The organism is Variovorax sp. P4_B11 (assembly GCF_056402355.1).
Genome location: NZ_JBFUHO010000018.1, coordinates 20,524 through 36,639, shown reverse-complemented (window position 1 = coordinate 36,639; position 16,116 = coordinate 20,524). Strand labels below are relative to the sequence as shown.

The following is a 16,116-nucleotide window of genomic DNA, read 5'->3' as shown; positions in this document are numbered from 1 at the left end:
GCGTGAAACGCGCCGGGTGGTCTTCGCCGCGGCGCTTGGCACGGTGCTGGAGTGGTATGACTTCTTCATCTACGGTAGCCTCGCCGTGTTCTTTGGCGGCTTGTTCTTTCCCAAGGGCAACGAGTCGGCGGCCATCCTCGCGTCGCTCGCGACCTTCGGCGCAGGCTTCGTGTTGAGGCCTTTCGGTGCGATCGTCTTCGGGCGTCTGGGCGATCTGGTCGGGCGCAAGAAGACTTTCCTGGTGACGATGATGATCATGGGGACCGCCACTGCTGCGATCGGGTTCATCCCCACGTTCGAGACCATCGGCTGGGCCGCGCCCGGGCTCCTGGTGCTGCTGCGTCTTCTGCAAGGGCTGGCGATCGGCGGCGAGTTCGGCGGCGCGGTCACCTACATCGCCGAGCACTCCGATCCGCGCCGCCGGGGCTTCATGACCAGCTGGCTGCAGATCACTGGCACCATCGGACTGCTCGTCTCCCTGGGCGTGATTATGGTGCTGCGCTCGTCGATGTCGGCCGAGTCCTTCGCCTTGTGGGGATGGCGCGTGCCATTCATGCTTTCGATCGGGCTGCTCGCGTACTCGCTCTACGTTCGCATGCGGCTGGAAGAGTCGCCCGTGTTCCTCGAGATGAAAGCGCACGGCAAGGGGTCGCGAAACCCGGTCAAGGACACCTTCGGCGATCCGCGCACCCTGCGCATCGTGCTGGTGACGATCTTCGGCGCCGTCGCCGGGCAGGCGGTGATCTGGTACACCGCCCACTTCTACAGTCTGCAGTTCCTCACCGCGACGCTCAAGCTGCCGCCGCAGTCTGCCTACGCCTACCTCACGATCGCCCTGGTACTGGCCACGCCGTTCTTCGTGCTCTTCGGCTGGCTGTCCGACTTGGTCGGGCGCAAGTGGATCATGCTGACGGGCTGCCTGCTTTCCGCAATCCTGTTCACGCCGCTCTTCCAGGGCATGGCCAAGTACGGCAACCCGGCGCTCGAGGAGTTCCGTGCCCGCACCCAGGTCGTCATCCAAGGCGGCGATTGCAGCGAGGACCAGTCCTTCATCGGCCAGCTGTTCCAGCCGAAGGCGACCAAGCCGTGCACGCGCGCCCGCTCGTTCCTGGCCGCGCAGGGCGTGCCGTACACGTTGCGACCGCAGGCGGGAGAGCTGCAGTTCGTGGTCGCGGAAAAGACGCTGACCGGTTTCGATGAAGCAGCACTGCGCCGCGTGCTGGTCGAGCGCGGCATGCCGCTCACGGCCGATCCGGCACGCGTGAATGCGCCCATGGTCGTGCTGATGCTGTTCGTGCTGGTGCTGCTCGCGACCATGGTGTACGGCCCGATGGGCGCGTTCCTCGTCGAGCAGTTTCCGACGCAGGTTCGTTACAGCGGCGTCTCCGTGGCCCTGCAGTTTGGCAATGGCTGGATCGGCGGCTTCGCGCCGTTCATCGCCACTGCCATGGTCGTGAGCAGCGGCGATATCTTCCGAGGCCTCGTTTACACGATTGCCGTATCGCTGCTTACGCTGGTGGTAGGAGCGATCTGCATACGTGACCGCCGGGGGCTCGACATGCGCGAGCCGATAGCCGCAACGGAAACGCAGCGCGCCGCTTCGCGGCTCGCTGCGTCGGAACAGTAGATCGGACCGTCATGGCTCTAGCCAAGATCCCCGTCACGATCGTCACCGGCTTCCTCGGGGCCGGCAAGACCACGCTGGTGAACCACCTGTTGGCGCAGTGCAGCGGCACCTACGTCGGCATCATCGTCAACGAGTTCGGCGAGGTCGGCATCGACGGGCAGCTGATCGTCGCCGATGACCAGCCGCTGATCGAGATCACCAACGGCTGCGTTTGCTGCACGGTGCGCAAGGACCTGACGGCCGCGGTGAGCGAGCTCCTGCAACGCGCCGAACGTCCGGTCGAGCGGCTGATCATCGAGACCTCCGGCCTGGCCGATCCCGCCCCCGTGCTGCAGAGCTTTCTCGCCGATCCCGCCCTGTTGCAACTCGTGGAACTCGAGTCGGTGGTCACCGTCGCGGATGCGCGCCACATCCTGATCCACATCGGTGACGACATCGTGCGCGAGCAGATCGCCTTCGCCGACGTGATCGTGCTCAATAAGATCGAGATCCCTAGCGCACCGGAGATGGAGCAACTCGAGACAGAGCTGCGCCGGCTGAATCCGGCTGCGCACCTGGTCCGGACCGAGCGAGCACAGGTTTCGGCCGCCGAGCTGCTGGGCATGAAGCGCTTCTCCTTGCCGTACGTGCTTTCGATCGAGCCCGATCTGCTGGACGGCGAAGCGCATGACCACGAGCACGACACCTCGATCGGCTCGTGCAGCATGGAAATCGACGGTGCGATCGATCCGGAGCGGTTCAGCCGCTGGATGAACCAGCTGGTCCAACGCGAAGGCGCACGGCTGATGCGTACGAAGGGCGTGCTTCACTTCAACGGCGAGGCGCGCCAGTTCCACTGTCACAGTGTGCACATGCTGCTCGATGCGCGGCCTGGACGGCGGTGGGGCCCCGACGAGCCGCGCCGCAGTAAGCTGGTCTTCATCGGGCGAGAACTTGCGGGCGACGCCTTGCGCGAGGGCTTTCTCGGATGCCTGGCGGTTCAGCCTGAACGGACGCCGGCTCCTGCCGCCGAATCTGAAATGGAGCACCCATGAAACTCCAGCATGCGTTGGGCGGTCTCGAGAACCTCGGGCCTGTGAGCCTCGAAACCCGAGTCTTCGTGCAGGAATGGGAGAAGCGTATCTTCGGCATCCACACGGTGATGATGGCCGAGAGCGCCCACCTCGCAGAGGCATTGCCCAGATATCCGATGGCCAGCTTGCCCACCACGTTCAAGCACACTTGGACTTGGGCCTCGCTACGCACCGGTGCCGAGGGCATGCAGCCCTTCGAGTACTTCAAGTTCCGCTACTACGAGAAGTGGTTGATGGGCATCAGCCAGTTCTTTGTCGACGAGGGCTACATCACCGCCCAAGAGTTGGCCTGGTGGACCGCACATTATCGCGTCCAGCCCGATGCGCCGCTGCCCGAGCGGCCCAGCGAGCCAATCAAACATCAGGTTGTCGACTACCTGTTGCATGGCGACTCCAGCCTGCGGCCGCTCCCGAATGCACCGCGGTTCACGGTCGGCCAGACGGTGCACGTGGCCGACCCCGCGGCGGCTGACCACACGCGGCTACCCGGCTACCTGCGCAATAAGAAGGGCACTGTCCGCGAGGTCTATCCGGGTGCCTTCGAGTATTTCTGTTCGACCGGGCCTGACGGGCTGGAAGGCCCGATGCCGGTGTACCGCATTGCGTTCGACGCGCGCGACATCTGGGGCCCCGACCTCTGCGAACCGAATACGACGATCTACGCCGACCTCTTTGAGGTCTATCTGCAATCTCGAACGCCCAAGGAAGAAGAGAAAACGCCATGAGCAGCGATCTGTTCAAGTACAACGACGAGCGCGAAGCAGCGAGTGCTGCGAAAGTGCGCGCACTGGAGGCCTTGCTTATCGAGAAAGGCGTGATCGGCAGTGACTCGGTCGATGCGGTGCTCGATCATTTCGAGAAGACCGCGGGACCGTTCAACGGCGCGCGCATCGTTGCGCGGGCATGGGTCGATCCAGCCTACAAGCAGCGTCTGCTTGACGATACGCCTCAGGCCATTGCCGAGCTTCAGCTGCCGCTGGGCATGGAAGGCGCCGAGGGTGAGCACATGGCCGCGGTGGCCAACGGTCCGGGTGTGCACAACCTGATCATCTGCACGCTCTGTTCCTGCTATCCGTGGCCGGTGCTTGGGCTGCCGCCGTACTGGTACAAGGATCCGGTGTTCCGCGCCCGAGGCGTGCGCGAGCCGCGTGCAGTCTTGCGCGAGTTCGGCGTGCCGATAAGCGAGCACATCGAAGTGAAGGTGTGGGACAGCAGCGCGCAGATCCGCTGGTTCGTTGTGCCTGAGCGGCCGGCCAACACCGACGGCTTCAGCGAAGAGAAACTGGCTGCGCTGGTCACGCCGGAGGCGATGATGGGTGTCGCGCTGGTACCGCCGCCTACAGCGGCCTGAGGCGGAGTGCCATGTTCACTCGCTTTGAGGAATATGCAGCTTCTCAGATGCTGGGCCATGCAGACTCGCCTCCGCGCAGCCAGGGCAAGCTGTTCTTTGCAGAGGCGTGGCAACGGCAGCTCTTCGGGTTGACGCTGGCCGTGGCCAAGCAGGGGCACTTCGACTGGGAGGACTTCCGGCAGCACTTGATTGAATCGATCGGCGACTGGGAACGGCTCGACTGCGCCGCGCAGCCGCCCTGGGACTACTACGAGCGGTTCTTTGGGGCGCTGCTGCAGGTCCTGGAGCGGCAGCAGGTTGTAACTGAAGGCGAACTGGCCCGGGTCCTGGCCGATCGGCCGTTGCGGAGCAGTGAATGAGCGCCGAGTGGCTGTCCTTTTCGGGCTTGGTCCTGATGTTCGCTTTGGGGCTGCGGCACGGGTTGGACCCGGACCACATTGCCTGCATCGACGGACTGACCTGGCGGGCACTCAATCATTCGCATGCCCATGCAGGTTGGATCGGGACCTTGTTCGCGCTCGGTCACGGCCTGCTGGTCACGCTGATCGCGGTGGTCGTCAGCAAGCTGGCGCTGCACTTCGATCCCCCGGGCCTTGTGGTCACCGTTTTCGGATGGATTCCAACCTTGCTGCTGATCGTGGTTGGTTGCCTCAATCTGCGCCTGCTGCTGCGCAGGGACGAGGCCTACGCGCCGACTGGTTGGAAAATGAGCCTGATCCCTGCGCGCTTGCGGCAACAGACGAGCGCCTGGTCGGTGGTGGTCATTGGTGTGCTGTTCGCCACCGTCTTCGACACCGCCACACAGGCGGCAGCCTGGGGCTACGTCGCCAGCAACAAGAACGGCGGCGTATGGGCTGCCTTGCTCGCAGGGATGACCTTTACGGCAGGGATGATGGTGACCGATACGCTGGACGGCCGCATCATCTGCCGAATCGGCCGAGGCATCGAAAATCCGAAGGCAGGGCGCCGCGTGCGCCGGACAGTGGGCTGGCTCATCGTTGCCATGTCATTCGGCGTAGCTGTCTACAACGTGGCCAAGGCGTTGTTGCCGGAAGTCGAACTCGACGACATGGCGTTTTCATTCGCCGGCGCTGCGCTGGTTGTTGTCATGCTGGGCATCTGGGCGTGGAATGCCAGGCGCGCACGTGGTGCGCAAGCGGCCGTCATGCCCGGCCTTCGGGAAGACGCGCCCCCAGCACCCCTTCCTTCGCGGCCCTCCTGATGTCGCCCCGCGGCGTACGTCGGTGAACCGACAGCTTCAGGCATGCAGCGCGGCTGCGGTCCGGTGGCCTCAGCCAGATGCGAGACTGCAGTTGATTGAGAGTTCCTGCTGCGGGATGGCTGGCAGCTTCGGCTACGAGGCGCGCCACTACGACATCTCGATGCAAATGGCCGAAGCGTCGTTGCTTCCAGCGATCAGACAACAGCCGGGCGCGTTCATGGTGGCGGACGGCACCAGCTGCAGGCATCAGATCGCCGATGACGCGGGTCGAAATGCGCTGCACGTCGCGTGCCTGCTGGATGAACTTCTGATCCTGTCTGACCGACCAACAAGAAGAGACTGAATGCGCGACTTTCTTGCGGTCGCGTCGCGGAAGAACATGAGGAGCTTAGACATTTCACGATCCCAGCCGCGTCGAAGGAAGACATCGTCAATCTGTTCAAGGCCTCGATAGAACTCGCTGGATCCGGACCGAATGGGCCGCGCTTCGTGTTCCGCTCAATGGCTGGATCGATCCATCGGCGTCCCGAGCTATCGCGACGATGCTCACCGGGCCGGGCGTTCGCGGCAGCGGAAGCGCCGCCGCGAACTGCTGCCATTCGAATTCTCGTCGGGGCCGGACCTCGGTCGATTGCCAGGTTGCCCCGCCGTCAGTGCTGAGAGCTACGCTACAGATGCCGTTGTTGCTCCAGGCCCAGCCCTTGACTTCTACATCATCAGTGGAGATGGTGTCGCCGGGTGCCGGATGGGTGATCATCGAATTGGGTTCGACGGCCCACACCGGCTCTCGAATGACTTTGCCTTCGTGCTCGCCGTCGCGGTTGTACCAGACAGTCGTGAAGGGGGAGTTCGCACGCCTGCCTTGGACCGACAGCCGGCAGAGCCACTTCGTCATGTTGGTGCCGAACCAGCCTGGCACGACCAGGCGAACCGGGCCGCCCCGCTCGCGTGTCAGGGGTTCGCCATTCATCTCGTAAGCCACGAGCACCTCGTGAGACAGCGCTTTCGAGATCGGCAGATCCTTGCGGTATCGATTCACCCTGCGGCCGCCGAACTCGCCGCTGTCGAGGCCGTCCGACCAGACATGGGTGGCACCCGCCTCGAGCTGCGCTTGTTCGAGCAGCACAGCCAGCGGCACACCCGTCCACCGTACGTTGCCTACCCGCCAGAGATTGCCGTCGGCCGGCACCAGGGGGCTGCCAAAGCACTCGTGGAAGGCCGTGACGGAGACAGAAGGCAACTGCCTGAGACCGTCCAGCCCGATCGAGAAAGGCCTGCGGACGAGCCCGTCAACTTGCAACCGCCATCGCTTGGCGTCGACTTCGACGGAGCCCATATGGATGGTCTCGAAGAGCTGCGCATCGGAGGTGATGAAGTCGCGCAGCGCCGCAGGGGCGGGTGGCGGCTTCAGATGGAATCCGGGAGACCGGCCAATGACGAGCGAGCGCTCAGCTCCTTCAGGCAGCGGTGGCAGGAACTTGGCGCTATTCATCCAGCACCCCGGCAGTCATCTCATCATCGAGCAGGCGCGGAAACTGCGGATCGGACGGCCCCGACCACGCGACTGGCTCGTGGCGGCGGCGTTCGACACCCAGAGAGAAGACGTCGAATCGGTTGTAGTAGCCCACCACGTCATGAAACTGCTTTGGCTCGATGCACTTGTTCAGGTCGAACTCGGCATAGGCGATCCCTTCCTCGTGCTGGAGCGTGTCGCCGATCTGCGTGCCGGTCGGGTCCACGAACATCGATGCGGCGCGCGGCGTGCCGTCGACCACCTCTGCCACGGCCGGATCGCGATCCACAAGAAAGTCACGCATCGCCTTGTCCATGAAGCTCGCGCAGATGATTCCGAACGCCTTGGCTTCGAACGAATGGGCGGACGCCCGAATACGGTTTGCCGCAACGTTGTCGAAGTTTCCGCCGCCCGACGGCTTGCGCGTGGGCCACATCGGAGGCCAGCTGGAGACATGAATCTGCTCCGCCTGCGCCATGAGCGAGAAGCGTGCGAGCGGGTTGGTGTTCTCGCCGCAGATCAGTCCGCCGATGCGCCCGAAACGTGTCTCGGCGACCCGAAGCCCCTGTCCGTCTCCAGCCGCCCAGACCAGCTTCTCGTAGAAGGTCGGCACCAGCTTGCGATGATGGTTGAGCAACTCGCCCGTCTCGCCGATCAGGATGTTCGAGTTCCAGATGCAGCCGGCGCTCACGGTGCTGCGTTCACTGATGCCCATCGACACGCACACCCCAAAGCGCTTGGCGGCCGCGGCAATCAAGGCCACCTCGGGCCCCGGCACGTAGACGCTGTTCTCGACCATCGCCTCGAACAGATCATGGTTGTAGATGGGCGCCCACAGGGCTGCCCACACCGGGAACGCCGGGATATACGTCTCCGGGAATGCGATCACCTGCGCGCCATGAAGGGCGGCCTCCTTGATGATGGACACGGCCTTTTCGGTCGTGGCGGTCTTGTCGAGCAGTACCGGCGCTGCGTGGGCGGCGGCAACCTTCACCCGGGGCAATGAACTCATGTCAGGTACTCGCTATGCGTTGCTGAGACCCACAGGATAGTTGCCGGTACAGCCGCATAGATACTCGAAAAACGCAACTAGAGGTGCGTTTTTACAGGCGCTGCGGATCCTTGCAGGATCTGCGCACAGCCGGTTGTGAATTTACCGGCGGCCATTTGCACGGAACATGCTCACCATTGCTGTGTCGCGGACCTGATCCGTTCAACCCAGCCTTGAGGGCCCATGGACCCATCACAAGAGTATGTTCGCCTTTCCCGCACCGGCCTCTGCGCATGCGGTGGCACGCATCGTGACAATGAAGAGTGTCTCGCAGGACAGCCTGCGAACGCCGACGACGCGCTGGCCGGGGCGATGGCCGGGGGCATGCTGCACGGGCTCTTTCCCGAGCAGGGCCTGCGGCGTGCATTCGTCAGGACGCTGGGTCGGGCAGGGGCGCTGGCCGCGCTCACGGCACTCACGCCGCTGACCCAGCTTGCCGCCGTCGCGCAGGAGCGCAAGGGGGCGCCGGAGAAGAAGCGGCTCGCTGTCGGATTCCTGCCCATCACCTGCGCGACGCCGCTGATCTATGCGGAGCAGCTCGGACTCTTCCCGCGCGAGGGGCTGGAACTGAGCCTGCAAAAGATCGCCGGAATCGCGCTGATTCGCGACAAGATGGTCAACGGCGAACTGGACATCTCCCAGCAGGTGATGCCCGTTGCGCTGGCCATGTCCGCCGGCATCGGCGGCGCTCCCATTCCCACCCGTGTGATGACGGTGCTCAACCAGAACGGCAACTCGCTGGTCCTTGCGATGAAGCACAAGGACAACCGCGACCCGAAGAACTGGAAGGGCTTCAGGTTCGCCGTGCCGTTCGAGCAATCCCACCAGATGCTCCAGCTGCGCCACTACCTGGCATCGGCAGGGCTGGACCCGGAGCGGGACGTGTCCTACCGCGTCGTTCCTCCTTCCGAATACGTGTCCAACCTTCGCGTGGGCAACATCGACGGTTTCTTCGGCGGCGAGCCGGGCGGCCAACGGGCCGTGTACGAAGGCGCGGGTTTCATTCACCTGGTATCGAGCGAGATCTGGCCGGAGCATCCTTGCTGCTCGGTCACAGCGACCGAGGCCTGGATCAAGGCCCATCCGAACAGCTTCATGGCCGCCTACCGCGCGATCATCGCAGCGAGCCTGCATGTGTCCGAGCCTGCCAATCGCGCAGGGATGGCCAAGATCCTTGCCCAGCCCCAATATCTCAACCAGCCCGAAACGGTCGTGGACCAGGTCCTGACCGGCAGGTATGCCGATGGCCTTGGCAACGTGAAGACCCTGCCGCGCCGCATCGACTTCCAGCCCTTTCCTCACTACTCGAGCGCGGTATGGCTGCTGACCCAGATGCGCAGATGGAACATGATCAAGGAGGACCTGGACTACAAGGGCCTCGCCCGCCAGGTGATGCTGGCCACGGATGCAAAACGCCTCATCGAGGAGCGCGGTGGCAGGGCGCCTGAGGTCGGATTCCGCAAGGAAACCATTTTGGGCAAGAGCTTCGACTCCGACCGCCCCGCCGACTATCTGAAGTCGCAGGGCAGGGCGTGATCATGCAGGGCTCGGTCCCGACCTCACGCTCCTGGCTGGCCACCTTGGCGATCGGCCTGCTCTTGCTGGCAGTCTGGCAGGCACTTGCCTCCAGCGGGGGCGGCAGCGCGCCGGCAGAGATTTCGGACTACGACAGGCTGATGGGCAAGAGCCCCGGTGCATCCGTGGAGCGCTCGGCCATTCCGACCCCGATCGACGTGTTCAAGCGCGCCGGCGAACTGTTTGCGGATCCATTCCGCCGCAATGGCGAGAACGACCTGGGCATTGCCTGGCACTTGCTCGACTCGCTCAGGCGCGTGTTCAGCGGCTACGCCCTGGCCGTGCTGGTCGGAGTTCCCTTGGGCTTCTTGCTGGGACTGGTTCCATGGCTGGGTCAGGCGCTGAATCCTTTTATCCAGCTGGTGCGGCCCGTCTCCCCCATGGCTTGGATGCCGCTCGCGCTCTACACGCTGAAGGACAGCGGCGCCTCGGCGATCTTCATCATCTTTATCTGTTCGATCTGGCCCATCCTGCTCAACACCCTGTACAGCACCGCGAGCGTGCGCCAGGACTGGACCAATGTCGGTCGCGTCATCGGACTCACGCCACTGGAGCGCGCGCGCAAGATCGTCTTTCCGGCAGCAGTTCCCATGATCCTCACGGGCATGCGCATCTCGATCGGCATCGCCTGGCTGGTGATCGTGGCGGCGGAGATGGTGGTGGGCCAGAGCGGGATCGGCTTCTTCGTGTGGAACGAATGGAACAACCTGCAGATCTCCAGCATCATCGTCGCCATCGTGATGATCGGCATTGTCGGCCTGGTGCTCGACCAGTTGCTGGGCGCATTGATGAAGCAGCTGAGCTTCCGTGAATGAAAGGTCAGACGATGTTGCGGCCAGCTTTCTCAACTGTTTCGACTGCCTCGACCGCAACGCCCGGGTTCCTGCGCGTTTGCGGTGTGCGGCAGACCTTCAGCACGCCCAAAGGCGAATTTCCTGCGCTCAGCGAGATCAATCTGGAGATTCGCAGGGGCGAGTTCGTCGCCCTGATCGGCCACTCCGGTTGCGGCAAATCCACGCTGCTCAACCTTCTCGCCGGCCTGGCATCCCCGACCGCGGGAACCGTCTCGTGCGATGGGGAGGTCATCCGTGGGCCCGGACCTCGGCGGGCGATGGTGTTCCAGAACCATTCTCTCCTGCCGTGGCTCAGCTGCTTCGACAACGTGCGCATGGCCGTGCGCAGCGTGTTTCGTGCCGAGTCTGCTTCCGCGGTCGATCGCCGCACCGAGGCGGCGCTCGAGATGGTCGGCCTGGCGCATGCCGCGCACAAGAAGCCCAGCGAAATCTCAGGCGGCATGAAGCAGCGCGTCGGCATCGCCAGGGCACTGTCGATGGAACCGCAGGTCCTGCTGATGGACGAGCCCTTCGGCGCGCTCGACGCGCTCACGCGCGCCAAGTTGCAGGACGAGCTGCTCGGCATCGTCGAGAAAACGGAAAGCACGGTGGTCATGGTCACGCATGACGTGGACGAGGCGGTGCTCCTTGCGGACCGCATCGTCATGATGACCAACGGTCCCGCGGCACGGATCGGGGAGATCCTGGACGTCCCCATAGGGCGCCCGCGCGATCGCGTCAGCCTGGCGACCGACCCGACCTATGCGGAGTGCAGGCGCGCACTGATGGACTTCCTGTACCGCCGCCAGGCCCACGTCGAACAGCCCACGGGCTGAATACTTCTCGGCCCCGTTCTCCAGCCCGAACCTTCAACCGCGGGCGAAGAGCCCTCCTCGCCACGAGAACGGCTGCTCGGGCCCTCGCGCGCCAGCCAGCCTCCCATGCATCAAACGCCATGGTCCAGTGACTGCCGTGGCGCATTGCCGCTGGCGATGGAACGCAAATTGCTTTCCCACTCCCATCGTTGCCGGTCAAGCGCAGTGTTCGTCTGTATTGCGCATCACCATACAACCTGATATTTAAAGGAGAAGAAACATTGGATATGACCACGCACAAGAAGGCTGCATGACGACCAAGAAGGTACCTCTCACCAATCTCAATTGGGACGATGTGCGCCTGTTTCTGCATATCAATCGCACCGGCAGCCTGTCGCAGGCGGCCAGGCAACTTCATATCGATCACTCGACGGTCAGTCGTCGGCTGTCACAGTTGGAGTTGTGCTTGGGCGGTCCCCTGTTCGAACGTCGACGCGCCGGACTCAAACCCACCGAACTGGCTCATGTTCTCGCGCTTCAGGCGGACAACATGGAGCGGGCGGTCCTGTCGCTTCAGGAGGAGCTCGGCGGAACCGACAGAGAGCCGTCGGGCAGCGTGCGCATCGCCATGATGGAGGGGATCGGTACCACGTTCGTGGCTCGCCACCTCGAGTCGCTGCTGTGCAAGCACGCCAAGCTACGAGTGGAACTCGTGACCTCCCCTTCTGTTGTCAATGTCAGCCGCAGGGAAGCCGACGTCTTCGTCAGCTTCTTCAAGCCGATAGGGCAAGGATTGGCATGCGAGACAGCGGGCTCGTTCGCGCTGTACCTGTATGCGTCGCCGAGCTATCTGGAGAACCACGGAACACCCACCGGGCTGTCCGAACTTCCGAAACATCAGTTCGTGGGATATCTCGACGACCTGATCCAACTCGACGCTGTACGCTGGCTCGATGAACTGATCACACGACCTCACATGAGTTTCCAGTCCAACAGCATGCTGGCGCAGATGGCCGCCGCAGCCTCTGGCCTGGGCTTGGTGTTGCTTCCCAAGTTCTCCGTGGTGAAAGAGGATACGCTGGTGCCGGTGCTTGCCGATACGGCGAGGGTGATGCGAACGCTCTGGGTGAGCGTGCACCATGACCTCCAATACTCCGCCCGAATCCGGGCCGTCACCGAGTACCTGCAGCAGCTCTTTGAGTCGAAGCAAGAGTGGCTTAACGGTCCCCCCGACGTGGAGCCGCGCGGTTAGCCGACGCACCCGCATCTGGCCTCGTCCGCGGGCATTCAGATGCAGCACCGGTAACCAGGTCCTCAGGACGGCGGCCGGTTCGCTACCCGCGGACTTTCCATCACGTGCATGGACATTGCCAGCACGGGCTGGTCCCCTCGCCGGCGGAAGCCCCTACGCCGCGAAACAGTCTTTCTTTCAGCCCACACGCTCGCCATCGAACCATCGCAGCAGACCGGTCTCCGGACCGCAATGGATGTACTCGAAGAGCTGATCGCCGGCCGGAAGCACATAGACCTCATGCCAAGTACGCAGCTGATTGTCAGTGCCGTAGCGTTTGTAGCGAGATATCGCGGCTTTGAAGATTGCCGCATGCGTGGCGTGGTTCTCAGCCCAAGCCTCCATGTGGCGCAGCGAAAGGAAATGCCCCAGCGCATGCTCCTCGGGCAATGGGCGCCCCTGCGTGTCGAACTTGCGCTGCATGCGCAACGAGGCACATCCAGTAGGCAACGGTGATTCGCGCAAGTAGGCCATGCCGTTGTCCAGCGGCTGCCTCAGATTCTTCTCGTAGTCGGCCAGTTGCTCCTCGTCCATGCGTCCCCACGTATTGGCTGAGCGGATCACGGCCAGATTGTGAGGCGGGGTGATACGCCAGCGTTCGCCGTACCCAGCACGCCCGGTCTGCTCAACAAGCCCGAAGTCGTCCGGCGCATCCAGGGGATCACGCGCGGCCAGCGGAATGCGGTCGCGCATCGCACCGTAGTAGCCACAGTAAGGGGTCGGATAGATCGCTACCTCGTCGCTCGACATTAGGCCTGCCGGATAGTCCCGCCAGTAGATGCTCTCCTGGCGTTCACGCGGCACGCGCAATATCTCGCGCCACACGCCCGTCTTGTCGTGCAGACGTTCATTCGAGGCCCACCACGACTGCAGCACGTCGTCAGAGCGCCAGCGTTCGAACCGGCGCTCGTCAACCCAGTAGGCTGCAATCACGTGATTGCGCAATCCCTGCGCGTCGGTGAAGCGGGCGTGATCAAAGGTCGTCGGCCCGGCAGCATGCGACAGCGCACTCTGTGCCCATCGAAAGAAGGCGCTTTGCTCGAGCGCTGCATCGTCCAGGCCTTGCACCGCCAGGAAGCCCACGCGCATCTGCATGCAGTCGGGCGGCAGTTGAAAGGACCAGCGCTGCACTTGGGGAATGAATCCCTCGCGCTTGCGCAAGGGGAATCGGCGATCTGAGGGGCCGTAGGCTTCCGCCGGCGCGTTCTCGGTGATCCTTGCTGTCATATGGTTTTCTTCAGTAGTGTGAATCAGTGCCCTACGCCAAGCAGCCTCTTCTGCAATGCAGAATCGCTCGAGAATGCGGAGGTTGTTCCGCTGTAGCGCACGTGTCCTTTCTCAAGCACAACGACCCGGTCAGACACTGCCAGGCAGAATGCTAGGCTTTGCTCGGCCAGCACCAGGGTCAGCCCAGACCGCTTGAGTTCCCGGATCTGGTCGCGCAGCCGCTGCACGACGATGGGGGCGATCCCTTCCGACGGCTCGTCGAGCAGCAGGAGGCGGGGGGATGTCATTAGCGAACGCGCAATGGTCAGCATCTGCTGCTGTCCACCCGACAGCAGCCCACCTTTGCGAGTCGCGAACTCCTGAAGCTCGGGAAAGAGCGCATATACGCGCGACAGCGTCCATTCACCGCGCGCATCCGCAACTCGCAGATTTTCCTCGACGGTCAGATCAGCAAAGATGCGTCGGTCCTCTGGCACGAGGCTGATGCCCAGCCTGGCAACCTCGAAGCCCGATGCTCGGCCGAGATCGCGACCGCGGAAGCGCACACTGCCACCGAGGCGACGTGTCAGGCCGAGTACGCTGCGCATCGTGGTCGTCTTGCCCATCCCGTTACGGCCGAGCAGGCAGACGCATTCACCGTCATAGACATTGAAGGTGATGTCAAAGAGAATTTGGCTAGAGCCATAGCCCGCCTTCAGCGCAAGAACTTCGAGGATTGGTTCCATGATCGGTTAGGTTCGGAGAAGGCCTGTTGGTCACTGCAGTTCCGGTGCCTCGAGCGCGTCGCTCTGGCCGAGATAGACAGCCTGCACCCTCGCATCGGAACGGATCTGCGCCGCTGGCCCACTGGCGATCAAGCGCCCTTTGTCCAGCACCACGATCACGTCGGCGATCTCGAACACAACGTCGATGTCATGTTCAGTGAACAAAAGCGTGATGCCGCGCTGGCGAACCTCGTCGACGATGGCTGCGACGGCTGTTCGTGTCTCCACCGGCGACATTCCTGCCAGTGGCTCGTCCAGCAACAGCACCTTGGGCGTCTGGGCGACGGCCATGGCCAGCTCGAGCTGCTTCTGATCGCCGTGCGACATGGTCTTGGCCTGCAGATCCAACGCGTCGCTGAGGTCGAAGCGCGACGCGAGCGCGTGGACGTCCGACTCGAAGAAAGCAGTTGCCGCACGCCAGAACGACCAGACGTGACGTCCCTGGCACAACAGTGCGGTCCGAAGATTCTCCCGCACGCTCATTTCACCGAAAACACTGGTGCGCTGGAAAGTCCTGCCGAACCCGCTGCGTACTCGAGCCTCCGGTGGCAGCGTGGTGATATCGCGGCCTCGAAGTCGGATTGCCCCGCTGGTGGGCACAAGCTTGCCCGTGATGAGGTTGAACAAGGTCGACTTCCCAGCGCCGTTCGGGCCGATCACCGCCGTGATCTTGCCTTCGGGGATGGCAAAACCAACATCGCTCAGTGCCTTGAAGCCGCTGAAGGTCTTGCTCAGGCCTTCGATCTCGATCAGCACGCTCATTGAGGCCTCCGGATATCGGCTTCAAGATCGGGTGCGGATTGGCCGGCTTTGCTGCGTGCACCGCTACGCTTGGTTAGCTCGAACAATCGCTGCAGACCGCCCGCAAGCCCTCCGGGCGCGAAGAGGATCAGCGCACCAAGCATCACACCGGTCACTGCGGACCAGTACTCGGTGAAGGCGGTAGCCTCCTGATTGATGAACAACAGCGTGGCGGCTCCGAGCACCGGTCCGAGCAACTGATTCATGCCGCCCAGAACGACCATGTTCAGCGCCTCGGCACCCTTTGTCCAGAACAGATAGTCGGGAAACAGTCCCCGTGTATGGAAAGCGAACAGGGCGCCGGCGAGTCCCGCCAGCGCACCGGCGATTACGAAGGCCACCAGCTGCACCCTCGGCACCGAGGTACCCAGGAACTGCACCCGCTCCGGGTTGAGCTTCGCCGCATTGAGCAGGGTGCCGAATGGAGAGCGCGCCAGGCGATACAACAGGTACAGGACGACGCATAGCAGCACGAGGCAGATCCAGTAGAACCAGCGCTGATTGGTCCACCCCAGCAGGTTCCCGAACTGCGGCATAGGCAAGCCATTGATTCCCTGATCACCGCCAGTGAGGTCGTTCCATCGGAAGGCCACCGCCCAAACCAGCTGACTGAATGCAAGTGTCAACATCGCAAAATAGACCTTCGATCGCCGCACGCACAGCATGCCGAACAGCAACGCGAAGAGTGCCGCCAAGCCCATGCCGATCAATGTGGCCGGAACGAGCCCGATGCCCCAGCGCATGGCGGCGAGCCCCGCGCCATAGGCGCCGAGGCCGAAGTAGGCGGCATGGCCGAACGACACCATGCCGCCAAAGCCAACCAGGAGATTCAGACTGACGGCGAACAATGCCCAGATCGCCACCTCGGCACCAAAGTTCAACCAGAGGCGGGAGCCGAAGATGCCGATGCCGAGCGCCAAAGGAAACAGGATCAACGCGAGCGTGGCTTCAATTTGACTCTTCATGATGTACC

The 16,116-nt window shown here is 63.2% G+C and carries 16 protein-coding genes and 1 pseudogene; 11 read left to right on the top strand and 6 right to left on the bottom strand.

Translation table 11 applies throughout. The features are described from left to right. Nucleotides 1-16 precede the first annotated feature (16 nt). The 7 genes and pseudogenes from AC1DYD_RS17595 to AC1DYD_RS17565 all read left to right on the top strand — a co-directional run. Nucleotides 17-1,627: an MFS transporter gene (locus tag AC1DYD_RS17595; protein WP_478174035.1), complete on the top strand. Its 1,611-nt coding sequence runs from the start codon at nucleotides 17-19 to the stop codon at nucleotides 1,625-1,627. 11 nt (nucleotides 1,628-1,638) lie between these two features. Continuing rightward, the gene (locus AC1DYD_RS17590; RefSeq protein WP_478174034.1) at nucleotides 1,639-2,661 is read left to right on the top strand and encodes a CobW family GTP-binding protein; all 1,023 of its coding nucleotides are present in this window, start codon (nucleotides 1,639-1,641) and stop codon (nucleotides 2,659-2,661) included. Continuing rightward, the gene (gene nthB / locus AC1DYD_RS17585) at nucleotides 2,658-3,425 is read left to right on the top strand and encodes a nitrile hydratase subunit beta (RefSeq protein WP_478174033.1); all 768 of its coding nucleotides are present in this window, start codon (nucleotides 2,658-2,660) and stop codon (nucleotides 3,423-3,425) included. The genes AC1DYD_RS17590 and nthB overlap by 4 nt, the downstream gene beginning before the upstream one ends. Beyond that, entirely contained in the window at nucleotides 3,422-4,051 is a 630-nt protein-coding gene (gene nthA, locus AC1DYD_RS17580) for a nitrile hydratase subunit alpha (protein ID WP_478174032.1), read from the top strand. The genes nthB and nthA overlap by 4 nt, the downstream gene beginning before the upstream one ends. Nucleotides 4,052-4,062: 11 nt before the next feature. After that, entirely contained in the window at nucleotides 4,063-4,410 is a 348-nt protein-coding gene (locus AC1DYD_RS17575; protein ID WP_478174031.1) for a nitrile hydratase accessory protein, read from the top strand. Continuing rightward, nucleotides 4,407-5,273, top strand: a complete 867-nt coding sequence (locus AC1DYD_RS17570; protein WP_478174030.1) for a HoxN/HupN/NixA family nickel/cobalt transporter — start codon at nucleotides 4,407-4,409, stop codon at nucleotides 5,271-5,273. The genes AC1DYD_RS17575 and AC1DYD_RS17570 overlap by 4 nt, the downstream gene beginning before the upstream one ends. A gap of 73 nt (nucleotides 5,274-5,346) precedes the next feature. Beyond that, nucleotides 5,347-5,616: pseudogene (locus AC1DYD_RS17565) on the top strand (hypothetical protein); the annotation flags it as partial. Nucleotides 5,617-5,712: 96 nt separating this feature from the next. Here the strand turns inward: AC1DYD_RS17565 and AC1DYD_RS17560 are convergent. After that, nucleotides 5,713-6,765: a molybdopterin-dependent oxidoreductase gene (locus tag AC1DYD_RS17560; RefSeq protein WP_478174029.1), complete on the bottom strand. Its 1,053-nt coding sequence runs from the start codon at nucleotides 6,763-6,765 to the stop codon at nucleotides 5,713-5,715. Continuing rightward, nucleotides 6,758-7,798, bottom strand: a complete 1,041-nt coding sequence (locus AC1DYD_RS17555) for a carbon-nitrogen hydrolase family protein (RefSeq protein ID WP_478174028.1) — start codon at nucleotides 7,796-7,798, stop codon at nucleotides 6,758-6,760. Before AC1DYD_RS17555 ends, AC1DYD_RS17560 begins: the two co-directional genes overlap by 8 nt. A 222-nt stretch (nucleotides 7,799-8,020) precedes the next feature. On the opposite strand from AC1DYD_RS17555, the gene AC1DYD_RS17550 reads away from it, so the two are divergent. The 4 genes from AC1DYD_RS17550 to AC1DYD_RS17535 all read left to right on the top strand — a co-directional run bounded on the left by AC1DYD_RS17550 (nucleotide 8,021) and on the right by AC1DYD_RS17535 (nucleotide 12,312). Next, complete coding sequence (locus tag AC1DYD_RS17550) at nucleotides 8,021-9,373, top strand: CmpA/NrtA family ABC transporter substrate-binding protein (RefSeq protein ID WP_478174027.1); 1,353 nt, start codon at nucleotides 8,021-8,023, stop codon at nucleotides 9,371-9,373. 2 nt (nucleotides 9,374-9,375) lie between these two features. After that, entirely contained in the window at nucleotides 9,376-10,227 is an 852-nt protein-coding gene (gene ntrB / locus AC1DYD_RS17545) for a nitrate ABC transporter permease (RefSeq protein WP_478174026.1), read from the top strand. A gap of 11 nt (nucleotides 10,228-10,238) precedes the next feature. Continuing rightward, nucleotides 10,239-11,081, top strand: coding sequence for an ABC transporter ATP-binding protein (locus AC1DYD_RS17540; protein ID WP_478174109.1), 843 nt, complete (start codon nucleotides 10,239-10,241; stop codon nucleotides 11,079-11,081). A 289-nt stretch (nucleotides 11,082-11,370) separates the two neighbouring features. Continuing rightward, nucleotides 11,371-12,312: a LysR family transcriptional regulator gene (locus AC1DYD_RS17535; RefSeq protein ID WP_478174025.1), complete on the top strand. Its 942-nt coding sequence runs from the start codon at nucleotides 11,371-11,373 to the stop codon at nucleotides 12,310-12,312. A gap of 177 nt (nucleotides 12,313-12,489) precedes the next feature. Here the strand turns inward: AC1DYD_RS17535 and AC1DYD_RS17530 are convergent, their stop codons facing one another. Genes AC1DYD_RS17530 through AC1DYD_RS17515 form a run of 4 tightly spaced genes read right to left on the bottom strand, consistent with a single transcriptional unit; the run spans nucleotide 12,490 to nucleotide 16,108 of the window. Continuing rightward, entirely contained in the window at nucleotides 12,490-13,578 is a 1,089-nt protein-coding gene (locus AC1DYD_RS17530; protein WP_478174024.1) for a phenylacetaldoxime dehydratase family protein, read from the bottom strand. 23 nt (nucleotides 13,579-13,601) lie between these two features. After that, nucleotides 13,602-14,303, bottom strand: coding sequence for an ABC transporter ATP-binding protein (locus tag AC1DYD_RS17525; RefSeq protein ID WP_478174023.1), 702 nt, complete (start codon nucleotides 14,301-14,303; stop codon nucleotides 13,602-13,604). Between the two features lie 30 nt (nucleotides 14,304-14,333). Next, entirely contained in the window at nucleotides 14,334-15,104 is a 771-nt protein-coding gene (locus tag AC1DYD_RS17520; protein ID WP_478174022.1) for an ABC transporter ATP-binding protein, read from the bottom strand. Continuing rightward, nucleotides 15,101-16,108, bottom strand: coding sequence for a branched-chain amino acid ABC transporter permease (locus AC1DYD_RS17515; RefSeq protein ID WP_478174021.1), 1,008 nt, complete (start codon nucleotides 16,106-16,108; stop codon nucleotides 15,101-15,103). Before AC1DYD_RS17515 ends, AC1DYD_RS17520 begins: the two co-directional genes overlap by 4 nt. Nucleotides 16,109-16,116: the final 8 nt, after the last annotated feature.